Below are 19333 nucleotides of genomic sequence, written 5' to 3' on the forward strand. Positions count from 1 at the left end.
CCAAGGAGCCGCATGATGACAGCCGAAATCCACCATGAGCACGTTGCGTACCAGAATCCGTTTCTCGCCATCAAGATCTGGCGGATCGATTCCGACCGGGAGGACGACAGGGCACTCCGCCTGAGCAAGCAAACCGGCCGGAAACCGCTGTATCCCATCTGGAATTATCATGACGAAATCGAATTCCTGCTCATCCTCCGCGGCGAGATGACCGCTTATTACGGGGATGAGCAGCTGCCGCTCCGCAAAGGCGACGTCGCCTTGTTCGGCTCGGCCGAGCCCCATGCCACCGTGCAGACGAAGGACAGCCCGCTCAGCTATCTCGTCTTTCAATTGAACCTGCGCACGTACTGGGACCACAGCACGATAAACAACATGATGCATTTTGCGGAGATTATCCGGCCGCTCAGCGCGCTGAATTATATCTTCCGCGAGAACCGGGAAGCCCGCGCGGGGATCGCCTCGCTGATTCGCGATATTTACAAGGAGATGAACGATCGGCAGATCGGCTGCGAGCTGGCGGTCTCTTCCCGCATCAAGATGATTCTGCTGCTGCTCCTGCGGGGAGACAGCCGCAAGCTGCTCCATTACCATGATCATCTGCTGTACGACAGACTTCGTCCCGCTATCCATTACGTGGAGGAGCGCTTGAGCGAGAAGCTGTCCGTCGAAGCCGTCAGCGGCCTGCTGAACATGAGCCCGGCGCATTTCATGAAATCGTTCAAGAAGGCGCTGGGCATGACGTTCACGTCATTCGTCGTCTTCAAGCGCATCAAGCGCGCGGAGCAGCTGCTGCTGACGAGCGACATCAGCATCGCGGACGCCGCAGCCCTGGTCGGCATGTCGAACCTGGGGCATTTCTATCAGCTGTTCAACCGTCTGAACGGCTGCTCGCCGAAGCAGTTCCGCGACCGGCTGCGGGCGGATGCCGCGGTGCGGGCGTAAGGCGTTTAGAGACGAGGCAAGTCAGCGTTTCGAATTTCTCCGCAGTCATTGCAGGACCCGCATGATTCCGTCTGTATCCAACGCATCGTCGTCCAAGCCAAAGGGCGGGGCTGCGGGAAAGAAGCGCTGAAGCTCGCGCTGCGCTGGCTGTTCGATACCCGGTCCGCCCATCGCGTATGGCTCGACGTCAAAGCGTTCAACGAACGGGCCCGCCATGTCTACGCGTCCCTCGGATTCGTCTACGAAGGCACCCTTCGCGAACGTCTTCGAGTCGGGGACCGATATGAGTCGCTCATCCTTATGTCAATGTTATGGAAGGAATACGATGCTATTTGGGGATATGCCATTTCGCCGCGGGAGAGTGAGTAGGATGAACGAGTCGGTTCTGGATTTCTATGACGAGCTAACGGAAGATTACCATCTCTTATTCGCGGATTGGAAGCGTGCGGTTACATGGCAAGGGGACGTGTTAAGCCGCATTATCGAGGCGAGACTCGGAGGGGCGCGCGAAGCCGCGGCACTCTCGCTTCTGGACTGTTCCTGCGGGATCGGCACGCAAGCGATCGGGCTGGCTCAGCATGGCTTCAGAGTAACTGGAACGGATTTAAGTCCGGTATCCATAGCGCGGGCGAGGCGGGAAGCCGCGTCTTTTGGCGTTGACATTCCTTTCGGCATGGCTGATTTTCGTACGTTGGCGCAAGATGTCGCCGGCGAGTTCGACGTCGTTCTCTCGGCGGATAATGCCGTCCCCCACCTGCTGACGGATGAAGATCTGGCACTCGCCGCGCGCAATATGCATGCCAAGGTTACAGCCGGCGGACTGCTCCTGCTCACGATGAGAGATTACGATATGCTGGCGCAAGAGAAGCCCGGCGCTTCCCAGCCTCGCACGTTCGATAACGGGAAACGGATCGTGTTTCAAGTATGGGATTGGGCGGACGACGCGAAGACGTACCGGGTCAATCATTTTATCCTGCAGGAAACCGACGGGCACTGGAGCACCAAGCACAGCCAAACCCGGTACAGAGCTTTATTGCGGGATGAATTGAGCCATGCGCTGCGCACCGTCGGGTTCTCGGAGATCGAGTGGCTGATGCCTGAGGAAAGCGGTTATTACCAGCCGGTGGTGACGGCACGGAAATTGTGAGTTGGAACGTGAGGGGTGCGGGTGGAGGACCAAGTCGTGCCGACCTGCACAGGGGCGAAGTACACTGAGGTGTCGAAGTGCGCCACGGCGTGGGCACGGACGCGCTTCCTCAAGCGAGGAAGCGGAAGGGTTGCCGGCGTACACGGGTCACGGCGTTGCACGGGGCACGATTGGGATAGGCCGGGGCACGGCGTTTGCACGGGCGGTGCGCGAGCGAGCTCAAGGCGTGCCGCCTGGCCGTCGCGTCCTGCTCCCGCCTTGCTAACGCACCTCAGCAAGCTTATTCAGCGAGAAATGGCCCTTTCGCAAAGCTAACGATTCTCACAAGCGTTATTCCTTCGAAATAGGGGGAAATAACGGACTTTATCGTACAATAGCGCGTCTGAGATTCGTTAGAAAAATCAAACGCCTGAATGGAGCTCATTAGCGATTGTGACATGCGTTAGCGTTACGCAGCCTTGGTTCGCCCTTGTTCATTTTGCTCGCTTTTATTGCCTAGATCGCCTTGATCGCCTAGGTCACTTTGATCACCTGAACTGCCTAGGTCGACTTGGCTAGCCCACAACGCTATTCGTTCCTACTGTGAGGCTGCCAGCTTTTGAAAGGAGTCCCTATACTAGCCATGACTACCCTTCCCAGCCTCATTCTTACTTTGCCCATTATCTTAGTCATCATTTTCTTGGCCAACTGGTTCGCCTTATGGTTTAAACCCGTACTTATGGTGCTGTTAGGCATTCAGCTAACGCTCACGGGGATATTTATGTTGGGCTTATGGTTCGTCCTTAATCACGATGCGGAATACCATCATTACGGCGCATTGGCATACTTTGCTGGCGTATTCTCGCTGTTAGGCTTGTTATTAAGCTGTTCTTTTGCGCTCAGGAGGCATTAGCCAGGGGCTGCTTAGGCTATCTAATCATTCATGCCATTAACCGAGGGAGACAAGCCATGGAATCACACGCCGTTACGCTGGAGGGGGAGCGCGTCCGCCTGCTTCCGCTCCGCCTTGACCATGCAGAGCCATTGTTCAACGCCATTGACCGCCCCGAAGTGTGGAGCTATCTGCCCTGCCGGATGGAGGGCTTGGAGGACATGACGACACATGTCCGCGAAGCGCTGGATGGCCGGGAACGAGGAACGGACCTGCCCTTTGCCGTGCTGGATAAAGCGTCGAATCAACTTGTCGGGATGACCAGAGTGCTCGGCATTTCAACCGAAGACCGCAGCGCAGAGATCGGCTGGACATGGTATTCTTCCAAAGTTTGGCGCACGCGGGTGAATACGGAATGCAAATATTTGCTCCTGAGGTATTGTTTCGAAGCATTACATACCATCCGCGTTCAATTCAGAGCGGATCTGCGCAACACGCGTTCCAACGAAGCCATCTTAAGAATCGGCGCCAAGCAGGAAGGCATATTCCGAAAAAACAAGATTTTGTATAACGGACATATCCGCGACAGCGTTTTTTACAGTATTCTGGAAGAAGAGTGGCCGGAAGTGCAGCAGCGATTGCAACAGCTGCTCACCAGTAGACACGGAGCTGGTCCCATTGGTTGAACGCGCCGAGAACCGGGAGCCGGTTGAGACTATCGTCGGCAAACGCAGTGCCCCCGGGGCAGCAGCTCCGTCTCTCGACGTTTACTCTAACAAAAGCCCGGCGCAGCGAAGAATGTCTTCGCCCGCCAGGCTTTTTTCAGCTTGCTGTCAATTCGTGACTTCAAACTCGTACAGTATCGGCGTGTCCGTCCCGCCGGTGTAGTAAATGCGCGCCTTCGTGCCCGTCACCGCAGGGAACGTCGCCGCCGTCGGCGCGCCAGGCCCGCCGATCGTCGTGCCGGCGTAGGCCGTCGCCCAGCTTGAACCGTTCCAATATTCGATGCGGTAGCCCGTCGTCCGGCTGCCGTATTCCGCCAGGGCGACCCGGTTGAACGTGGTGCTCGCGCCGAAATTCACTTCCGCCCACTGCCCGCTGTACGCGGAGCCAAGAGCCGCCTGCCAATCGGTGGCGAGATTGCCGTCGAACGCTTTATCCGCCGTCTGCGCGGCATCCCAGTTCGAGGAGCTGGCATAGGTCTTGCCCGCGGCGAGATTGACGTATTGGCGGTTGATCTCGAATTCATAGAGAATCGGCGTGAAGCTGCCTCCGGTGTAGTAAATTCTCGCCTTCGTGCCTTTCACGGTAGGGAACGTCACCGTCGTAGGAGACGCCGCGCCGCCGATCGTCGTGCCGGTATAAGCCGTCGCCCAGCTTGCGCCGTTCCAGTATTCGATGCGGTACCCGGTGGTACGGCCGCCGTACTCGGACAGCTTCACTTGATTGAAGCTCGTGTTCGCGCCGAAATCCACCTGCACCCACTGCCCGTTATAGGCCGAGCCCGAAGCGGCCTGCCAATTGGTAGCGGCATTGCTGTCGAACGCCTTGGCCGCCGTTTGGGCGGCGTCCCAGTTTGAAGAGCTGCTGTATGCATCGCGGTCGAGCGCGAGGTTCGACGGATTGGCGGACGGCCGCAGCACGTTCTTGATCGCGTCGAGCCGTGCCGTGCCGTCGTACAGCGTCGGCGCGATCCAGCCGCCTTCGTCGTACTCGTTCCACGCGTACATGATGACCGCGTTCGCTTCCGCCGTCGACGCGTTGCTGCCCACCCAGCTCAGCGCGTTCGTCAGGTTCGCCGCGATCTCCGAAGGCGCCGCGGTCTGGACCCAGTCGTTCGGTCCGACCGTCGTCCAGCTTACGGGATGGTCGTACCGCGGACGCGTGTCGATGCCCGTCGTCACCCATGGAATGACCTTCCTGCCCGTCGCCTTATGGTTGTTCCAGTTGGACTGGTCTTGCGTCATCAAGCCCGAATACGCTCCGCCGCCGCCGGCCCACGTAATGTAGGCGCTGATCGCGTCCGCCCCGATCGAGGACGCCGCGCTCGACGCTCCGGACGAATTATCGGACATGACGACGATGTACGGACTCGCAAGCCCCGCCGCGGCCGCCTTGTTCCGGATCGAAGTCATGTCCGCTGCGCTGTAACCGCCCGTTCCTCCGAAGATATACAGCAGCGGCCGGCCGCCGAGCACCTTCTGGTAATTGGTCTCCGCGAATTTGCTCACCAGCCAGTCGAATTTCGTGGACGGCAGGTCGCCCGTTCCAAGAATGTACGTGTATTTCACGTCGTTCTTATGCGTGCTGGCATCATACAGGTTTCTGGCCGTGTCCATGCCGCTGCCATCCGGATAATAACAGAACGCCCAATAATCGATGCCCGCGTACTTCGCGAAGGCGATGTCCTGATCCATCAAGCTCTGCGTAAGCTGCCGCGCGTTGACGGAATTCGTCCCCGTCTCCACCCCGAAGAACGGCAGTCGAAAATGATACTTGTTCGGTCCCAGCGTCTGCTCCACCTGCAACCCGACCTGCGGCGCGCCCACGCCGTCCGTGTTCGTCGTGCCCACCCAGGCATCCCAGCGAATGGCGCCCACCAGCGTGTGATTCGGATTGTCGGCATACGCGCGCTGAACCTGCGTCAGCGACTGGGCCGGCAGCAAGCCCGCCGCGACCACCAGCACCATGGCGGCCGACGCCAGCCATTTAATTGATCTCATGACCTGCACTCCCTCTCGTATAAGGTTTTGCCCTTCATAATGAAGCCGAGTTCTCGATCGAATCCCCCTTTGCTTGGAATGACCTCCGCTTGCACGAAGAGTATAGCGCCTTCATTGGAAGAATGGGATTGCCTCGGTTTACCGTTTCGATGCTGCGTTTTACCGGTCTCTGAAATCATAGAGGACAATACGTGCCGATTCTGCTAGGATTATAGTTATCCGTCCAAAATAAGGAAAAAATAATCCACCAATGTTTGAGGAGACCGTGACCTGCCGATGAAGCTGTGGCTGCTTGATTACCATCCCGCTTACGCGAATATACAATTCGAACAATTCGAGGATTTCGAAAGATTGACCTTTGCCGGCCACCCGTTAGCGAACGCATGGATTCCTCCGAGAATGACGGGCACGCTGGGCGATCAGCCGTCCGATTTTCTGAAATGCCACAATGGCGCGCTTCTCTTGACGCAGAAAGCGAAAGCCTTGTTCGAGCGGCATCTGCAACCAGGGGAAGTCGAATTTCTGCCGGTGCCCCACGGGAGCGAAACCCTTTATTTTGCCCATGTGCTGAATCTCGTCTCGTGCATCGATGCCGCCAACAGCAAGTTGAAATGCCTGTCCAACGGCATGTTGAGCGAATACGAGCGATATGCGTTTCACGCGAGCCTGGTCGAGCCGCACCGCATGCTCAGAGTCCGATTTCACGAGGGCGACCGGCTCGTTCAATATCCGTTTGTCGGCGATGTCCTGCATGAAGCCATTACGAATTCGGACCTTACCGGCTATCAGTTAATTGAAATGTGGGATTCCGACTACAGCTGGCAGCAGCATGAAGCCGACTATCAAGCCATGATCGACGCCGTGACGGACTCGCTGACGATGACATTCGACTATTCGACCGCCGTGAATCATTGCGAGCAGAGGGGCATCGACGTCTACAGCGGCAAGTGGGCCATGCGCCACGACCCGGATAACGGTCTGCAGCTCGGCGATCTGATGCAGGACGGCACCTACAACTGGATCGATCCGTATTTTATTCCGCCGATCCTGCTGAGCCTGACCTGGGGGATCATAGACCCGCTGCCGGAGAAGCCTGCACTGCTGGACAAAATCGACGGCGTCTTCGCCGGTCGGAAGAAATCGTAAAAATAGCCAACGCCACAATAACAAATCAACCCTCTATACCGAACTAAAAGAACCAAAAAAGCTATTCCCGGCCTATAAGATCGTCGGAAATAGCTTTTTCTCATTCTCGTCTCTACAAAGCCACGGATATTAAACGCTTCGGTGCCAGCGCGTTACGCCTTTGCAATCGACGCCATGCAGATCTGCGAGGAGATGTCCCAGCTGTATTTGCCGCGGCTGCCTTCGTACAGGATGACGAACGCATCCTCCGTCTCGATCAGCGCCGGGAACCAGATCGCGCCGCCGTCCTCCTGCCCCATCGCGCCGCAGCCGAAGATCGGATTGCCGGGATGGCGCTCCCAGTTCAGCAGATCCGTCGAACGGGCAAGGCCGAAGAAATCCGGCTCGTCCGCAAGGTACGAGCTGCCGCCGTACATCATATAGAAATGATCTCCGTCCTGCATCAGCCGTGCCGTTACGATGGACAGCGCATCCCAACTGCCCGCTTCGCCGACGAAAATCGGCTTGTCCGATACGGATTCGAAATGAATCCCGTCCCTCGAGCGCGACAGATACAAACGGTAGCCGTTATCCGCCAACAGCTGATAGATCATATAGATAGAGCCGTCCTTCACGATGGCTGCGGGAGCGCGGCCCTCCATAATGTTGCCGACCTTCTCGAAATGCACGCCGTCTTCGCTGACCGCGAGTCCGACGCAGTCCGGACCCGCTCCGATCGCGGAATAGTACGCGTAGACGCGGCCGCCAAACGCAACCACCGAAGGATCAAGCACGTCCTTGCCGTCGAATTCATCCGGACCGCCGACGTCCACGATCGGCTCGCCGTCGTTCAGATCGCGCAGCTCGATCGTGTTCCGCGTCACGCGGACGATCTCGGCTACGCCCAGACGGTCATGGCGCTGTCCGTCCGTGCCGGGTTGAATGCCGTTGCCGCGATAATAGAGCAGCTGGCGGCCGCCGAAGGTCAACGTATCCGGGTTCGCGACCCAGACGCTCCGCCAGGTATCGCCGCTTGCCGGGATGACGGGATTATGCTCGGAGTGGTGCCAGGACAGGCAATTTTGCCGATAGTTGCTTTGGAATAGCTGCCATAGTTTCTCGCTCATGCGTTCATTCCTCCTGGTATTCGTCTCTAGGTCCCACTATAGCGCTGAGTGAAGAACCGAACAAGCAATGATCCAAACGATCGCTTGGACTTTTGAAACCAGTTTATCTTCAGCTGGCAGCCTCGGGATCGGGATGCCCTAACGTCGGCGAACGAATTGACACGGCCGCTTACTGAGGTTAAGATAGGAGCGCTTATTTTACTACGGCCCGTATCGGCTTGAAGGAATGAAACGTTCGCAGGAAAGAAGGAATCGAAGATGCCGCTGAACGAATTGATGATCCAAATTCCGCCGCTGCCCCATTTTCTGACTGCGGGACAGGACGTATTTCCGCCCGGGAGCCAGCATGTCGAGCGGCAGCAGATCGGCGTCTTCGATCTGATCGTCGTGACCGGCGGCGCGCTGCATATAGGAGAGGCCGGCACGAATAAGCGGGTCGGGCCCGGACAAGCGCTCATTCTGCGGCCGGATCTGCACCATTACCCGACGAAGCCTTGCGAGGCGGAGACGCATTTCTATTGGGTTCATTTTCGAATCGGATCTCCGTGGACCGAATCGATTGGAGCAAGCGGGTCGAGCGGATCAGACTCGGCGAGTGGATCGAGCCCCGTGAGCGGACTGCACGGATCGGCTGGCGGACGCTTCGCGAGCCGGGTCGACACGGATAAGAACGAGGAAGAAGGTCTAGCCGACCACGTGCAGTCAAGCGATTTCGGCCACCAATACGAGCTGCGTCTGCCGCGGTATGCAGCCTTGGCAAATCCACAGGAGACGTATGCCGACATGGACGGCTTGCTTGCGTTGAGCGCGCGTGCGGACTTGGCCGGCAGTTGGCGGCAGCAAACGATCTTTCACCGGCTGCTGTTCCGCCTGTGCAAGGAAGCGCAGGGGGAACATACGGAGTCCGCGGTGACCAAGCTCGCGGAGCGTACGGCCTCGTGGCTGAAGGCCAACTACCGGCAGTCGGTTACGAACGAGCGGCTGCGGGAGGAGCTGAACTATCATCCGATCTATATTACGCGATGTATGCGCGCCGTCTATGACCGCACGCCGAACGAGTTCTTGAACGAATACCGGCTGGAGCAAGCGAAGCTGCTGCTGCTTACGACGGATAAGCCCGTAACGGATATTGCAGCGGCCGTCGGCTTCGAGGACCCGGCTTATTTTGCCCGCCGATTCGCGGCTTCCGTCTCGCTGAGCCCCTCGGCCTATCGAAAGCAGTTCGAGGTACGGGGTTGAACGAGCGACTACACGAAGGAAAATTATCCAATTGCACACAAAAGTAATCAAGCACTATGTCCATGTAACAAAAGCAGCTGAACACTGGATCAGCGGGAAATATCGTGATAAATCAGGGATTCGTACGGCGTTCGCTGCTGCTTAATGACTCGTAATCCCCACGATCAGCTTAAATGCTATCCGGTTCTTTCTTGCTCGCTTGAAACCTTCTCTCATATCGAGCACCCATACCGTTTGGTGAATCCAGATACGAATATACAGGGAATGGAACCGGACTGGCCTGACGATTCCTTCCTCTTCAATCTCCGTGCCATCGGCCAGTTCGGTTTCCGTCCGCACCAGCCATCGATTGCCGATGCCGAATTCGATATACTTCAGAACAATCACTCCTTGGGACTGTTTCAAGAATCGGTAGACCATGATGGGGTGCTCGCGCCCGATACTCTCCCCGGTAATTTTCGGCCAATCAACCGGACAATCAACCGACTCGCTCGACCCCGCCGATCTGGCCCCAATATGGATATTTCGATTCGTTCCCTGCAGGTTCGTTGCGAACCCTGCCAGACAAGAGAGTCCCCGTATAAAAAACGCATCGGGACCCTGACAGCGTTGCGGTCCGCGAGGACCAATGCCTGATAAATTTTAACTAGAGCAGCGAATTAAACCGGGCTCAAGGAAACTGTCCGTTCAAAATAAGTGCAAATCTGCACTTATTTCCGGTCAGCAGCGCGGGTAGGACGAAATAAGTGCGCTGGTGCACTTATTTCAACGATTTATCGCTGAAAATGCTCGATCTCGGCCGAATAGTTGCATATTTGCACTTATTTACCTATTTCGGGTGAAATTCAAAAAAATAAGTGCATATTTGCACTTATTTTTCTATGCAGGAATCATCTGTGGGAGCGAAACGCGTGTGAGCAGCCGAAGCGAAGCATATGTGGACAGTCGGGGCAGGGCGTACAGCGCGTAGCCCGTGCGCACAGCCGGGCGGGGCGTACAGCGCGTAGCCCGTGCGCACAGCCGGGCGGGGCGTACAGCGCGTAGCCCGTGCGCACAGCCGGGCGGGGCGCGCAGCGCGTAGCCCGTGCGAGCAGCCGGCCTGCCCGATGCAAGCCGAGGCTGCATGCGGGCATTCGAGCTCATAGGATCATGGCAAAACAAAAACAAGGCGGCCAACAAATCCAATGTTGACCGCCTTTTGCCTTATGCCTCATGCCTTCGTCCTATGCCGCAGCTTAAACCACTATAGTCAATTCGCTGCCGACGGCGCGAATCTCCACGCCGCCCGCAGCCTTGCCGCCTAAATCCGAGATTACTTCAGGCGGGTGGTTATGTTCTAATTCCACCTTATACGGATAGCCATTGAAGGCGTACCGGATCGCATTCGCCTCCAGCTCCATCTGCGGCAGCTCGGGGGTATCGCCCCATGCCAGCTGCATGCCCCAGCCCGTCCAATTCGCGGAGAATGCGATGCTGCGCTCCGAGCAGCGAATTTGCAGTGTCCGCTCCCCTTCCAACCGAATCCGAATCGCAAGCTCGCCGCTCACGGACTCGTCCGTCTCCATCGCCTGCACGACAACCGGCACAGCCTTGCCGGCGGCATCATAACTGACTGGACGGAGGCCGGCTGACGTCAGCTTATCGCTCCAGCGCGCACTGTCAACGACCGGCAGCGTATCGTAGTGGCTGTTTTTATCCAGGCACACAGCGTTCATATAACGCTCTTCGTACCGTTCGTCGAACAAATGAATGTCGCGAATCCAGAGCTCGCCGTCATTATTCAAGAGATTGAGCCGGTAAAAGCGGTTGTAATACCAGACCGATTGCCGTCCCTCATGCCGCCAATCCGTCAGCGCGACCAGCGAGGAGGCCGGCGTGACGGGATATTGGGCTCTGAACCACTCCCCGGATTCCGCGAGCGTTTCCACCTTCAATACGCCTTCCGCCCTCTTGCTCGCAAGCAGTTCGACCTGCTGGATCAAACCGTCCTTCATCAAGTCCCAGCCGAAGGAGTTCTCCTGGCCGACCTGCGCGTAACCGAAGGAAACCTGTTCCTTGCGGAAATTGACGTCGAAGAACCATCGGACCCATTCGGGAATGCCGCCTCCGCCTTCGTCGCCCGAGTACACGGGTTCAAGCGTAATGACGCTCTGCCCGTTGCCGCCCAGCTGCGCATCGTATTGATAAATCGGATCGCTGCCGAGCATGCGGAACACGGGAACCGGAATTTGGCCTTCCTCGGTCTGCGCCGGCATGAATCCGTTCAAGCGGCTCGGATAATAGGCTTGATTGTAGTAACCGCCCCACAGCGTGTAGCCGTCCGTTCCCCATTGATCCTTGCAGTTGCAGGAAGCCACGATGCGATACCGATCGGATAGATAGCCCAATAAATGCGCATCCATGAACCACGATCCGACCGATCGCGGATAATAGCCGAAGATCGCGCGGAAATCCTCCATCAGCACGTCCGCGAGCCGCTCCCGCTCCTCCGGCGTATATCCGACGGAGAAGGCGATATGCGCATGCCAATCCCAGGCGTAGCGGCCTCTCCACGGAATGCCCGCTTTCTCCGCCAGCGGCTGCACGACTTCGAACCAAACGCCGATCTCCTGCGCCGCATCGGCTTCGCGTTTCAGCAAATCCGTAAACGCCGGGTTGATCAACGCATCGTACTGAAGCAGCCAGCTCGCCGGCAGGCCGTGCTTCTGCACGAGCGCCAGCTGCTCTTGGACCGGTTCGAGTAGATTGATCGGCTCTCTTGGCTCTACGCCGCGAATGAAGTTAATGATATTGACGTTATTGGGATAGACAGCTGCATTCATCGTGTACGCTCCGTTTCTGATTTCCCAAGATGCTTGTCCATGTGATAGGCATAGATTCGAGTTTCATCATCATTCAAAGAATAGCCCTTCCCGATGTAGACCCATTGATTTCTCTCATAATAACCGATCAGATCCGTACAGAGATACAGACTGGAGTAACCTTTTTCCCATGTCTCTTGTATGGCATGATGCTGCAGTAGCTCGCCGATCTTCCTGCCCCGGGCATCGGGATTCACGTACAGGCAGGCAAACCAAGGACTCAAGTCCTGCCTGCTGTTCAGTTCGCTTCGGAGCAAGGCATACGAGCCGACGATGCGGTTCCCTTCGACAGCGGCAAAGAACCTCGCTCGCGGCTTTATTACGATCAGCGGCATAAGGCTGCCGGGTCGGCCGAAATTAAGGTAATCCCTGCAGCCGTTTCAAATTATCGTCATGTACGATAGCGTACGTTTTAAGATCCTCGAATTTCCCTTTGACGAGAAGATGCTTTCTCAGGATCCCCTCGAATGCCATGCCGCACTTCTCCATTACTCTCGCGGAACCCGTATTCGGGACCAGACAGCGCGCTTCGACCCGCACCAATCGCAGAACGTCGAAGGCGTACGCAAGGACACGCGCGACGACTTCGCTCATGATCCCCTTATTCCAATCGTGGCGAGATAACGCATAGGCGACCTCTGCCCGGGCATGCTTCGGATCGACATAAACGAATCCGACCGTACCGATGATCGTACCGGTTTCTTTATCTTCGATTCCCCACGGGGCCAGCCGCTGATCCGCATACAACTGGAGAATATGATGGACGAATCCCTCCGTATCCGCCTGCGTGATATGCGCATGCCAGCTCGTATAGCGGGCTACTTCGTTGTCCGAGCAATACTTATAAATCGCGGGCACGTCGGCGGAAGTGATTTTTCTTAGCCTGACCCGATCCGTCTCGAGAACGGGGTTACCGGAGATTGGAGATTCCATCGTCATCCTCACGCTCCTTATCGTTTATCCGTGCGCTGCCGGCCCGCTCAAGCTCATAGACCATTAACTCTTCATTAACGTAGGTATTCGCATCCAACTTCATGGCATGAATCTCTAAGCCGTAGGTTCGAAATCCCAGTGATTGATAGAGCCGTTTGGCTGGGAGATTGGTATCTACCACGTACAAGTGGATTCGTTCAAGTCCGGGTACTCGATGGGCGCTTTGCAAGAGCTCCATTAACAATCGTTTCCCAACGCCTTGTCCCTGGCAGCTCTCCTCCACGTACATCCCCCACACCATTCCTTTATGCCGCATCTTGCGCGGGGTCTCCTGCCTGAAGCCAACCATGCCGATCAACTCGCCCGACTCCGTAAAAGCACCCACGATGAAGTTATCGTCCGCTGCGGAAAATTTCTCCCGAATGTTCACGATCGGCGTATCCTTCGCGTCCTCGTACGAAGCTCCGAACGACTGCGGAAATTGCTTCAGCGCTTGCAATCGCAGGCGCCAATAAGCAGCTATATCTTGAACCTGCAATCTTCTAATGTTCATCTCGTCACCTGCTTGCATGGGCTTGGGATTGGATATAATCGTTCAGTTCCTGCCTCGTCGCCGGATGTAAAATGATGCTATCCGACTTCAGTATGCGTTCCAGCAAACCCGACGCTTTGACTTTGCGTCCCCATTTTCGCGAGAAGGATCGCCAGTCGCAGACCATTTCAATGATATATTTCCGGGGCATCGGCAGCGCTTCCCTCGTCTGTTTATTGACGACCCAGTGCTCCCAATGGTGCTTGTTGCGGTTCTGATGGCGCAGCCACGCGTATTGCCAGCGCAATTCGGTCTGCTCGTCCTTGCGATCGGCATAAAACTTGAGCGCATAAGGGACAAACTCTTCGGGATGAAATTTGGACAGATCGTGCACGATTCCCTGAAGGTACAGCCCCTCTCGCCAGCATTCGACGAGCACGTTAAGCTTGTGGTCCGCGACGTATAGAAAATAACGCCAGCAGGCTGCGATGCTGCTTCGATTACCGATAAGAATCCCACCTCACAGATCGTCTAGTCCGCTTTCACATGGTACGCATTCATCTCGCGATCCGCCAGAATCTCCAAACAGTTGAGCTGATAGCCGTATGCGCAGCCGCCATCGATGCCGATCTTCCCGTCCCCGAACCAGACCCCGGCAGATCCGTGAATATCGATCGTCTTGGTGTGTCCGAATATCACAGGCTTATCGACCGCCGTACTCGCGCTGATGAACGGTTCCTTAATGTACAAGAAGTCCCGGGCCGACTGCTCTTTCCAGGTGATATAGCTCGGATTCAAGCCCGCATGTACGTAGATAAAGTCTTCATCTTCATAGTAATAGGGCAGCTGCTCCAGGAAGGCAGCATGATGGCGGTACCCCCGAGGACGGTTTCCCTAAACTGCGGCAGGCTCGCATCCTCCGATGCATAACTCGACAACGTTGCTTGTCCTCCGTGCTCATAGAACTTCGATTCCGCTTCCTGCTTCTTGCCTCGCACGACATCGGCGAACCGTTCGTCATGATTTCCTTGAATCGCAATGGCCCCGTCTTCGATCACCATATGCAAGACTTGTTCGACAACCTCTCTGCTTTGCGGGCCTCGATCGACGAAGTCACCCAAGAGAATGAGCTGATCCGAGCTCGGATGATAGTTAACCCGGTCAAGCAATTGATTGAAGGCTTGATAGCAGCCATGGATATCGCTGATGACTAGCCGTCTCTTCATCGTGCATCCCCTCCCTCTAGCGCCAATCAGTCGCAATAACGTAACCGGACAAGTCCGTGCCGAACTCAACGATCTTTGTTTAGGGATTGCAATAGTTTATCTTCGGATATGCCTTTAGTTACGTCGTCCAGTTCAGGCGAAGCAAACCAGTCCGGTTTCAGCGTGCTGCCGCCTGTATATTTAACCACATGAATGACGGCAAATGCCGGCATATAGATGTTGTGGATTGTGATGGGCTTTACGTCGATGGTCCCGCCCTTCGACAAGTACGTAAACGCTGCTTGGCCCCTGTCGTTAAGCTCCGCATATACAATCCACCCGCGCTCGACAATGTACAGTTCATGCACTTGTTTATGATAATGGCTATTTTCCCAGGCTCCCTTATCCGATCCCTCTGTTCTTATATACGAGCTCCCATCCTCGTTAACCAAGCGGAATCGCCTCTGACCGTTATCCATTTCGTTATGGGCCACGTCAGTCCCCAAAGATCGGGCTTCTTCCGGCGTAATCGTCCTCCTGCTTCCTCCGACGCCGCTCACTCGCCAGCCTCGAACGCATACGCGGCGCGCAGCGGCTTGGACAGCTGGCCGTTCTCCCAAGGAAGCAGCAGATCCGCCATATGGCGCTGCCATGTCTCGTTGGCCGGCGTCGCTGCGATGCCTCGCATGGCTTCCTCGTGGTTCTCGACCTGCATATGCGCGAACAGCGTGCCGTCTCCCATGTGGAAGATATGATACTGCTTGATGCCGTACCGGGCGAAAGCGGCTTCGAGCTCAGGGTCGATGTTGTCGTGCCGCCTGATATACTCCTCGATGTTGGCAGGGTCGATGCGAAGCGCGAACGAGATATGTTCCATGATAGAATTCCTCCCCGGAATGGTGGATTGAGCTGTCGAACTTCTGACTTCCGAAGCGAATCAGCCCAGGCCTTCTCTTACGATGCGAAGCAGCTGCTCGCGATGCTCCGGATGACAAGCGATGATGTACGGTTCTTCCCGCATCCCCGTGAATGGATTTCCCTCGAAATCGATGACGACGCCTCCGGCTTCCCGGACCATGAGCAGCCCCGAATACAGATCGTCCCCTTCGGAGTTGTACAAAATAATGCCGTCGATATCGCCTTTGGCCAGCATGCACCACTGCAAAGTGGGCGCCCATAATCGCATCATCCGTTTGAAACGCAGGTCGATGAACTGCCTTAATCGAACGGCCCGTTCGTCGTTCCGCACGGCATGCCCTTGAATCCAGCCGACGTTCCCCTTCAATAGATGAGGGCTGCTTCTCATCGCCATCGGCTTTCCGTTACAGAACGCGCCTTCGCCAATGGCGGACACGAACAATCGATCGGTCATCGGTTCGTAGATAACGCCGAGTACCGCTTCTCGCTTATACATTAACGTGATCGATACCGTAAACACCGGCAGCCCGATCGCATAGTTATTCGTCCCGTCCAGCGGATCGATTAACCACAGCCAGTCGCTCTCGTTCCCCAAGCTGCCTGCCTCTTCGCTATGAATTTGATGGTCGGGGAAGGCGGGACGGATGTGCCGCAGGAGATGCGCTTCGGCTAAATGGTCGACTTCCGTGACGATGTCGCCGAAATCGCCTTTTGCCTCCAGTTGCCCAATTTGATCGAATCTCTCTCTAGCGATGGCGCCTGCTTGCCGAATGATGCGCTCCGATAATTCCTTGGCCTGTTGAATGATGCGAGTATCCATAGGACACCTCCATGTACGTGGATTTTAGCAGCGTCGGGATGGAAGTAATTGCTGCGATTGCATGGATTGCCTGATTGCTGGGAGATTGCGACCCCTATGATCGCTTGTGATTGCCTGCCTACTGTAGTTCTTGAGGAAGCTCCAACCGCATATAAACGCTTCGTTCTTGGAACCCCAGCGACTTCCAAAACGCATAGCCGCTTTCATTCCCGCGCAGCACCTCGATGTCGATATGGGGCGAATCGAGATACGCGAGCAGCTTGGCAAATGCCAGCCTCCCATAGCCGTTTCTCCTGCTATCCCTGCAAATGAAAAACTGCCTAACGTACAGCGGATCCCTCCGGTGATCGACCAGCGCATAGCCTCTGAGCCGTTCATCCTCGACAAAGGTGTACGCAGCGTAGCCTATCTCCATAAATTGCCTCATACGATCCTGCAATTGCTCGATGCTCATCGGATTATCGTGCTTCTCGTCTTCGATCAGCTGCTTATTGAGCAGGGCGAGCACATGCACGTCCTCCCCCGTACAGGCATGAATCCGGATGTCGCTCATCCTATCGCCGCCTCTGCGATTTGCTTCAACTGCTCGTTGCGATGCTCTAAGAATCGTTGCATATAACGCCGGAGCACCGCGCGTTCGGCCATCCAGCCCAAGAACCCCAGCGGAGCCTCGAACTGCAGCGTATCCGTCATTATGGTCTTGCGATCTTGCTCCACGAATTCGTGCAAATGCCTTAGTCTCTTGAACGCACCCTTCTGCATTTCGTCCGTAAACCGAAACGGTTGTTCAAACGCCGTAATCTTCGATGTCAGCCGTTGCCGAATCCCAAAATGGGTCGCTTCGAAGGTGACCGTTTGCCCGGAACCGATCGGTCCCGAAGTAACGCCCCCTACGGCCTTTTCTTTCGTATGCTTCCATACAATTCGGGTATGGACATCGATATCCCTCGCCAAACTAAAACAGAGGTCGATCGGAGCTTCGATCTCGATTCGCGTCGTCACGGTAACCACCAGGGCGCCACCTTTCCTTGCCAGCCTCTTCTACTAGCAGTATCCCATGGCATACTAGAAATTTCCATACCGGGCTTTCGGAATCTTATGAATTTCTTCACGTGCGTCTTCGTCCACGCCTTAAATGAAACACCCGGAAGACCTCTCAAAAAAACAAACGAAATCATAACTTTACGGCATCGCCGCTTCTCGTCCGGTTCACTAAGATTAAGAGGCGAAGGTCATCTTCCGTATCGGAAGAGAACGGAGCCATATTCGGCCGTTCGGCGCTCCCGCCATCGGACCGCCGGAATCCAGCGTAGGAGGGTTGATTGATATGACGAACAAGCAAGCCTACGAAGACACGCTTGCCCACGTAAATACGCACTCGAGCCCGACGGAGCTCCGTATTACCGATATCCGCTTCACCGACATCGTCGGTGCCCCGTTTCACAGCAGCTTGATCAAAATCCATACCAACCAAGGACTGGTTGGCTTTGGGGAAGTACGCGACGGAGCGGACAAGGTCTACGCGCAAATCGCCAAAAGCCGGCTGCTGGGAGAGAACCCCTGCAGCATCGACAAGCTGTTTCGCCGCATCAAGCAGTTCGGCGGCCATGCCCGTCAAGGGGGCGGCGTGAGCGGGATCGAGATCGCCCTGTGGGATCTGGCGGGCAAAGCGTACGGCATGCCCGTCTACCAGATGCTTGGCGGCCGATTTCGCGATAAGATCCGCATGTACTGCGATACGGACGTCGTCGACAAGGCCACCGGCACGGCGATGGGCGAAGCGCTCAAGAAACGGATGGACGACGGCTTTACCTTTCTCAAGATGGACCTCGGCATCGGGCAGCTGATTCATCTTCCCGGAACGCTCAGCGCGCCTCTCGGCTTTCTCGAAGAAATGCGGGAGAAGTCCAGAAATCGGTACAACCAGAACTTCGACGGCATGACGGACGACCAGATTCGGGAAATCGGCAACCGCCATTACGACATTTACAATATCCCGCATCCGTTCACCGGCATCCACGTCACGGAAACGGGACTGGATATGCTGGAGCAATACGTGGCGGACGTTCGCGCGGTGATCGGCTATCAGGTGCCGCTCGCCATCGACCATTTCGGCCATATCGGCCTCGAGGATTGCATCAAGCTCGGCCGCCGCATCGATAAATTCAACCTGGCCTGGATGGAAGACATGATTCCATGGCAGTATACGGAGCAGTACGCGAGATTGGCGCGCGCGGTAACGACGCCGATCTGTACCGGCGAGGATATCTATTTGAAGGAAAATTTCCGGCCGCTTCTCGAGGCCGGCGGCGTCTCCGTCATCCATCCCGACGTGCTGACGGCTGGCGGCATGCTGGAGACGAAGAAGATCGGCGATATGGCGCAGGATTACGGCGTCGCGATGGCCATTCATATGGCGGAGAGTCCGATCGCCTGCCTGGCGGCCGCGCATGTCGCCGCAGCCACGGAGAACTTCCTCGCGCTCGAGTACCACTCCTGCGAGGTCGATTGGTGGGATGACATCGTCATCGGGGGCAAGCTGCCGAAGAAGCTGGTGCAGAACGGATTCATTACGATGACGGACGCGCCCGGACTCGGGATCGACGACTTGAACGACGAGGTCCTCGCGCAGCATCTGCACCCGGATATTCCGGAGCTGTGGGCGTCGACGGACGAGTGGAACAAGCACCATTCCAATGACCGGCTCTGGAGCTGAGCAAACAAGCGAAACGGCAATCGACGAATAAAGCAGCATCCCCTGCCGCTCCCCTCAATCGCGGCTTCGGCAAATATCCCCCTCCGCTCAACTTGGGTTGAACGAAGGGGGATATTTTCGCGTCGCTGCTCTTGCTCTCCCGCGCCGGCGCCTAGTCAAAAAAAGCCGTCC

Annotated in this window: 22 protein-coding genes; 7 read left to right on the top strand and 15 right to left on the bottom strand. The window is 56.3% G+C overall.

Annotated elements, in window-relative coordinates; all coding sequences use genetic code 11:
- Positions 1–15: 15 nt before the first annotated feature.
- From GT003_RS26285 to GT003_RS26300, 4 genes are all read left to right on the top strand, one after another.
- Complete coding sequence (locus tag GT003_RS26285; RefSeq protein ID WP_161703605.1) at positions 16–945, top strand: AraC family transcriptional regulator; 930 nt, start codon at positions 16–18, stop codon at positions 943–945.
- A 48-nt stretch (positions 946–993) separates the two neighbouring features.
- Positions 994–1314, top strand: coding sequence for a GNAT family N-acetyltransferase (locus GT003_RS26290; protein ID WP_161703607.1), 321 nt, complete (start codon positions 994–996; stop codon positions 1312–1314).
- 1 nt (position 1315) lies between these two features.
- Entirely contained in the window at positions 1316–2092 is a 777-nt protein-coding gene (locus GT003_RS26295) for a class I SAM-dependent methyltransferase (protein WP_161703609.1), read from the top strand.
- Positions 2093–3040: 948 nt separating this feature from the next.
- Positions 3041–3649, top strand: coding sequence for a GNAT family N-acetyltransferase (locus GT003_RS26300; RefSeq protein ID WP_161703611.1), 609 nt, complete (start codon positions 3041–3043; stop codon positions 3647–3649).
- Positions 3650–3796: 147 nt separating this feature from the next.
- Here GT003_RS26300 and GT003_RS26305 read toward each other — a convergent pair whose 3' ends face one another.
- A complete protein-coding gene (locus GT003_RS26305) occupies positions 3797–5686 on the bottom strand; it encodes a galactose-binding domain-containing protein (protein ID WP_161703613.1) in 1890 nt (629 codons plus the stop codon).
- A gap of 276 nt (positions 5687–5962) precedes the next feature.
- Between GT003_RS26305 and GT003_RS26310 the strand changes: the two genes are divergently transcribed.
- Positions 5963–6832, top strand: a complete 870-nt coding sequence (locus GT003_RS26310; protein WP_161703615.1) for an imm11 family protein — start codon at positions 5963–5965, stop codon at positions 6830–6832.
- A gap of 152 nt (positions 6833–6984) precedes the next feature.
- Here GT003_RS26310 and GT003_RS26315 read toward each other — a convergent pair whose 3' ends face one another.
- Entirely contained in the window at positions 6985–7938 is a 954-nt protein-coding gene (locus GT003_RS26315; protein WP_161703617.1) for a glycoside hydrolase family protein, read from the bottom strand.
- Positions 7939–8196: 258 nt separating this feature from the next.
- Between GT003_RS26315 and GT003_RS26320 the strand changes: the two genes are divergently transcribed.
- Complete coding sequence (locus GT003_RS26320) at positions 8197–9177, top strand: helix-turn-helix transcriptional regulator (protein ID WP_161703619.1); 981 nt, start codon at positions 8197–8199, stop codon at positions 9175–9177.
- A gap of 141 nt (positions 9178–9318) precedes the next feature.
- Here GT003_RS26320 and GT003_RS26325 read toward each other — a convergent pair whose 3' ends face one another.
- From GT003_RS26325 to GT003_RS26380, 13 genes are all read right to left on the bottom strand, one after another.
- Positions 9319–9555 (bottom strand): DUF3977 family protein, encoded by a 237-nt coding sequence (locus tag GT003_RS26325; protein ID WP_161703778.1) that lies wholly within the window; start codon positions 9553–9555, stop codon positions 9319–9321.
- An 857-nt stretch (positions 9556–10412) separates the two neighbouring features.
- The gene (locus GT003_RS26330) at positions 10413–11999 is read right to left on the bottom strand and encodes a hypothetical protein (RefSeq protein ID WP_161703621.1); all 1587 of its coding nucleotides are present in this window, start codon (positions 11997–11999) and stop codon (positions 10413–10415) included.
- Positions 11996–12373 carry a GNAT family N-acetyltransferase gene (locus GT003_RS26335; RefSeq protein WP_161703623.1) on the bottom strand — a complete coding sequence of 126 codons (378 nt, stop codon included), beginning with the start codon at positions 12371–12373 and terminating at the stop codon, positions 11996–11998. The genes GT003_RS26330 and GT003_RS26335 overlap by 4 nt, the downstream gene beginning before the upstream one ends.
- Before the next feature lie 22 nt (positions 12374–12395).
- Positions 12396–12977, bottom strand: a complete 582-nt coding sequence (locus tag GT003_RS26340) for a GNAT family N-acetyltransferase (RefSeq protein WP_161703625.1) — start codon at positions 12975–12977, stop codon at positions 12396–12398.
- A complete protein-coding gene (locus GT003_RS26345) occupies positions 12949–13524 on the bottom strand; it encodes a GNAT family N-acetyltransferase (RefSeq protein WP_161703627.1) in 576 nt (191 codons plus the stop codon). The genes GT003_RS26340 and GT003_RS26345 overlap by 29 nt, the downstream gene beginning before the upstream one ends.
- Before the next feature lie 4 nt (positions 13525–13528).
- On the bottom strand, positions 13529–14017 hold the full coding sequence (locus GT003_RS26350) for a DUF5662 family protein (protein ID WP_338046027.1): 489 nt from the start codon (positions 14015–14017) through the stop codon (positions 13529–13531).
- Positions 14018–14034: 17 nt separating this feature from the next.
- Positions 14035–14301 carry a hypothetical protein gene (locus GT003_RS32705; RefSeq protein WP_239566127.1) on the bottom strand — a complete coding sequence of 89 codons (267 nt, stop codon included), beginning with the start codon at positions 14299–14301 and terminating at the stop codon, positions 14035–14037.
- Positions 14298–14729: a metallophosphoesterase family protein gene (locus GT003_RS32710; RefSeq protein ID WP_239566128.1), complete on the bottom strand. Its 432-nt coding sequence runs from the start codon at positions 14727–14729 to the stop codon at positions 14298–14300. Before GT003_RS32710 ends, GT003_RS32705 begins: the two co-directional genes overlap by 4 nt.
- Positions 14730–14794: 65 nt before the next feature.
- Entirely contained in the window at positions 14795–15268 is a 474-nt protein-coding gene (locus GT003_RS26360; protein WP_161703629.1) for a hypothetical protein, read from the bottom strand.
- Positions 15265–15585 (bottom strand): L-rhamnose mutarotase, encoded by a 321-nt coding sequence (locus GT003_RS26365; protein ID WP_161703630.1) that lies wholly within the window; start codon positions 15583–15585, stop codon positions 15265–15267. The genes GT003_RS26360 and GT003_RS26365 overlap by 4 nt, the downstream gene beginning before the upstream one ends.
- A gap of 60 nt (positions 15586–15645) precedes the next feature.
- Positions 15646–16446, bottom strand: a complete 801-nt coding sequence (locus GT003_RS26370) for an inositol monophosphatase family protein (RefSeq protein ID WP_161703632.1) — start codon at positions 16444–16446, stop codon at positions 15646–15648.
- A gap of 118 nt (positions 16447–16564) precedes the next feature.
- The gene (locus tag GT003_RS26375; protein ID WP_161703634.1) at positions 16565–16999 is read right to left on the bottom strand and encodes a GNAT family N-acetyltransferase; all 435 of its coding nucleotides are present in this window, start codon (positions 16997–16999) and stop codon (positions 16565–16567) included.
- Positions 16996–17457, bottom strand: a complete 462-nt coding sequence (locus tag GT003_RS26380) for an SRPBCC family protein (RefSeq protein ID WP_161703636.1) — start codon at positions 17455–17457, stop codon at positions 16996–16998. Before GT003_RS26380 ends, GT003_RS26375 begins: the two co-directional genes overlap by 4 nt.
- 316 nt (positions 17458–17773) lie before the next feature.
- Between GT003_RS26380 and GT003_RS26385 the strand changes: the two genes are divergently transcribed.
- Positions 17774–19162 carry a mandelate racemase/muconate lactonizing enzyme family protein gene (locus GT003_RS26385; RefSeq protein WP_161703638.1) on the top strand — a complete coding sequence of 463 codons (1389 nt, stop codon included), beginning with the start codon at positions 17774–17776 and terminating at the stop codon, positions 19160–19162.
- Positions 19163–19333: the final 171 nt, after the last annotated feature.

The organism is Paenibacillus sacheonensis, from assembly GCF_009909195.1.
In the GTDB taxonomy this organism is placed as follows: Bacteria; Bacillota; Bacilli; order Paenibacillales; family Paenibacillaceae; genus Paenibacillus_Z; species Paenibacillus_Z sacheonensis.

What these genes read in the sequence shown, in the direction of transcription:
- GT003_RS26285 (WP_161703605.1), top strand. Translation starts at nt 16, where the DNA reads ATGACAGCCGAAATCCACCATGAGCACGTTGCGTACCAGAATCCGTTT.
- GT003_RS26295 (WP_161703609.1), top strand. Translation starts at nt 1,316, where the DNA reads ATGAACGAGTCGGTTCTGGATTTCTATGACGAGCTAACGGAAGATTAC.
- GT003_RS26300 (WP_161703611.1), top strand. Translation starts at nt 3,041, where the DNA reads ATGGAATCACACGCCGTTACGCTGGAGGGGGAGCGCGTCCGCCTGCTT.
- GT003_RS26305 (WP_161703613.1), bottom strand. Translation starts at nt 5,686, where the DNA reads ATGAGATCAATTAAATGGCTGGCGTCGGCCGCCATGGTGCTGGTGGTC.
- GT003_RS26310 (WP_161703615.1), top strand. Translation starts at nt 5,963, where the DNA reads ATGAAGCTGTGGCTGCTTGATTACCATCCCGCTTACGCGAATATACAA.
- GT003_RS26315 (WP_161703617.1), bottom strand. Translation starts at nt 7,938, where the DNA reads ATGAGCGAGAAACTATGGCAGCTATTCCAAAGCAACTATCGGCAAAAT.
- GT003_RS26320 (WP_161703619.1), top strand. Translation starts at nt 8,197, where the DNA reads ATGCCGCTGAACGAATTGATGATCCAAATTCCGCCGCTGCCCCATTTT.
- GT003_RS26330 (WP_161703621.1), bottom strand. Translation starts at nt 11,999, where the DNA reads ATGAATGCAGCTGTCTATCCCAATAACGTCAATATCATTAACTTCATT.
- GT003_RS26335 (WP_161703623.1), bottom strand. Translation starts at nt 12,373, where the DNA reads ATGCCGCTGATCGTAATAAAGCCGCGAGCGAGGTTCTTTGCCGCTGTC.
- GT003_RS26340 (WP_161703625.1), bottom strand. Translation starts at nt 12,977, where the DNA reads ATGACGATGGAATCTCCAATCTCCGGTAACCCCGTTCTCGAGACGGAT.
- GT003_RS26345 (WP_161703627.1), bottom strand. Translation starts at nt 13,524, where the DNA reads ATGAACATTAGAAGATTGCAGGTTCAAGATATAGCTGCTTATTGGCGC.
- GT003_RS32710 (WP_239566128.1), bottom strand. Translation starts at nt 14,729, where the DNA reads ATGAAGAGACGGCTAGTCATCAGCGATATCCATGGCTGCTATCAAGCC.
- GT003_RS26365 (WP_161703630.1), bottom strand. Translation starts at nt 15,585, where the DNA reads ATGGAACATATCTCGTTCGCGCTTCGCATCGACCCTGCCAACATCGAG.
- GT003_RS26370 (WP_161703632.1), bottom strand. Translation starts at nt 16,446, where the DNA reads ATGGATACTCGCATCATTCAACAGGCCAAGGAATTATCGGAGCGCATC.
- GT003_RS26375 (WP_161703634.1), bottom strand. Translation starts at nt 16,999, where the DNA reads ATGAGCGACATCCGGATTCATGCCTGTACGGGGGAGGACGTGCATGTG.
- GT003_RS26385 (WP_161703638.1), top strand. Translation starts at nt 17,774, where the DNA reads ATGACGAACAAGCAAGCCTACGAAGACACGCTTGCCCACGTAAATACG.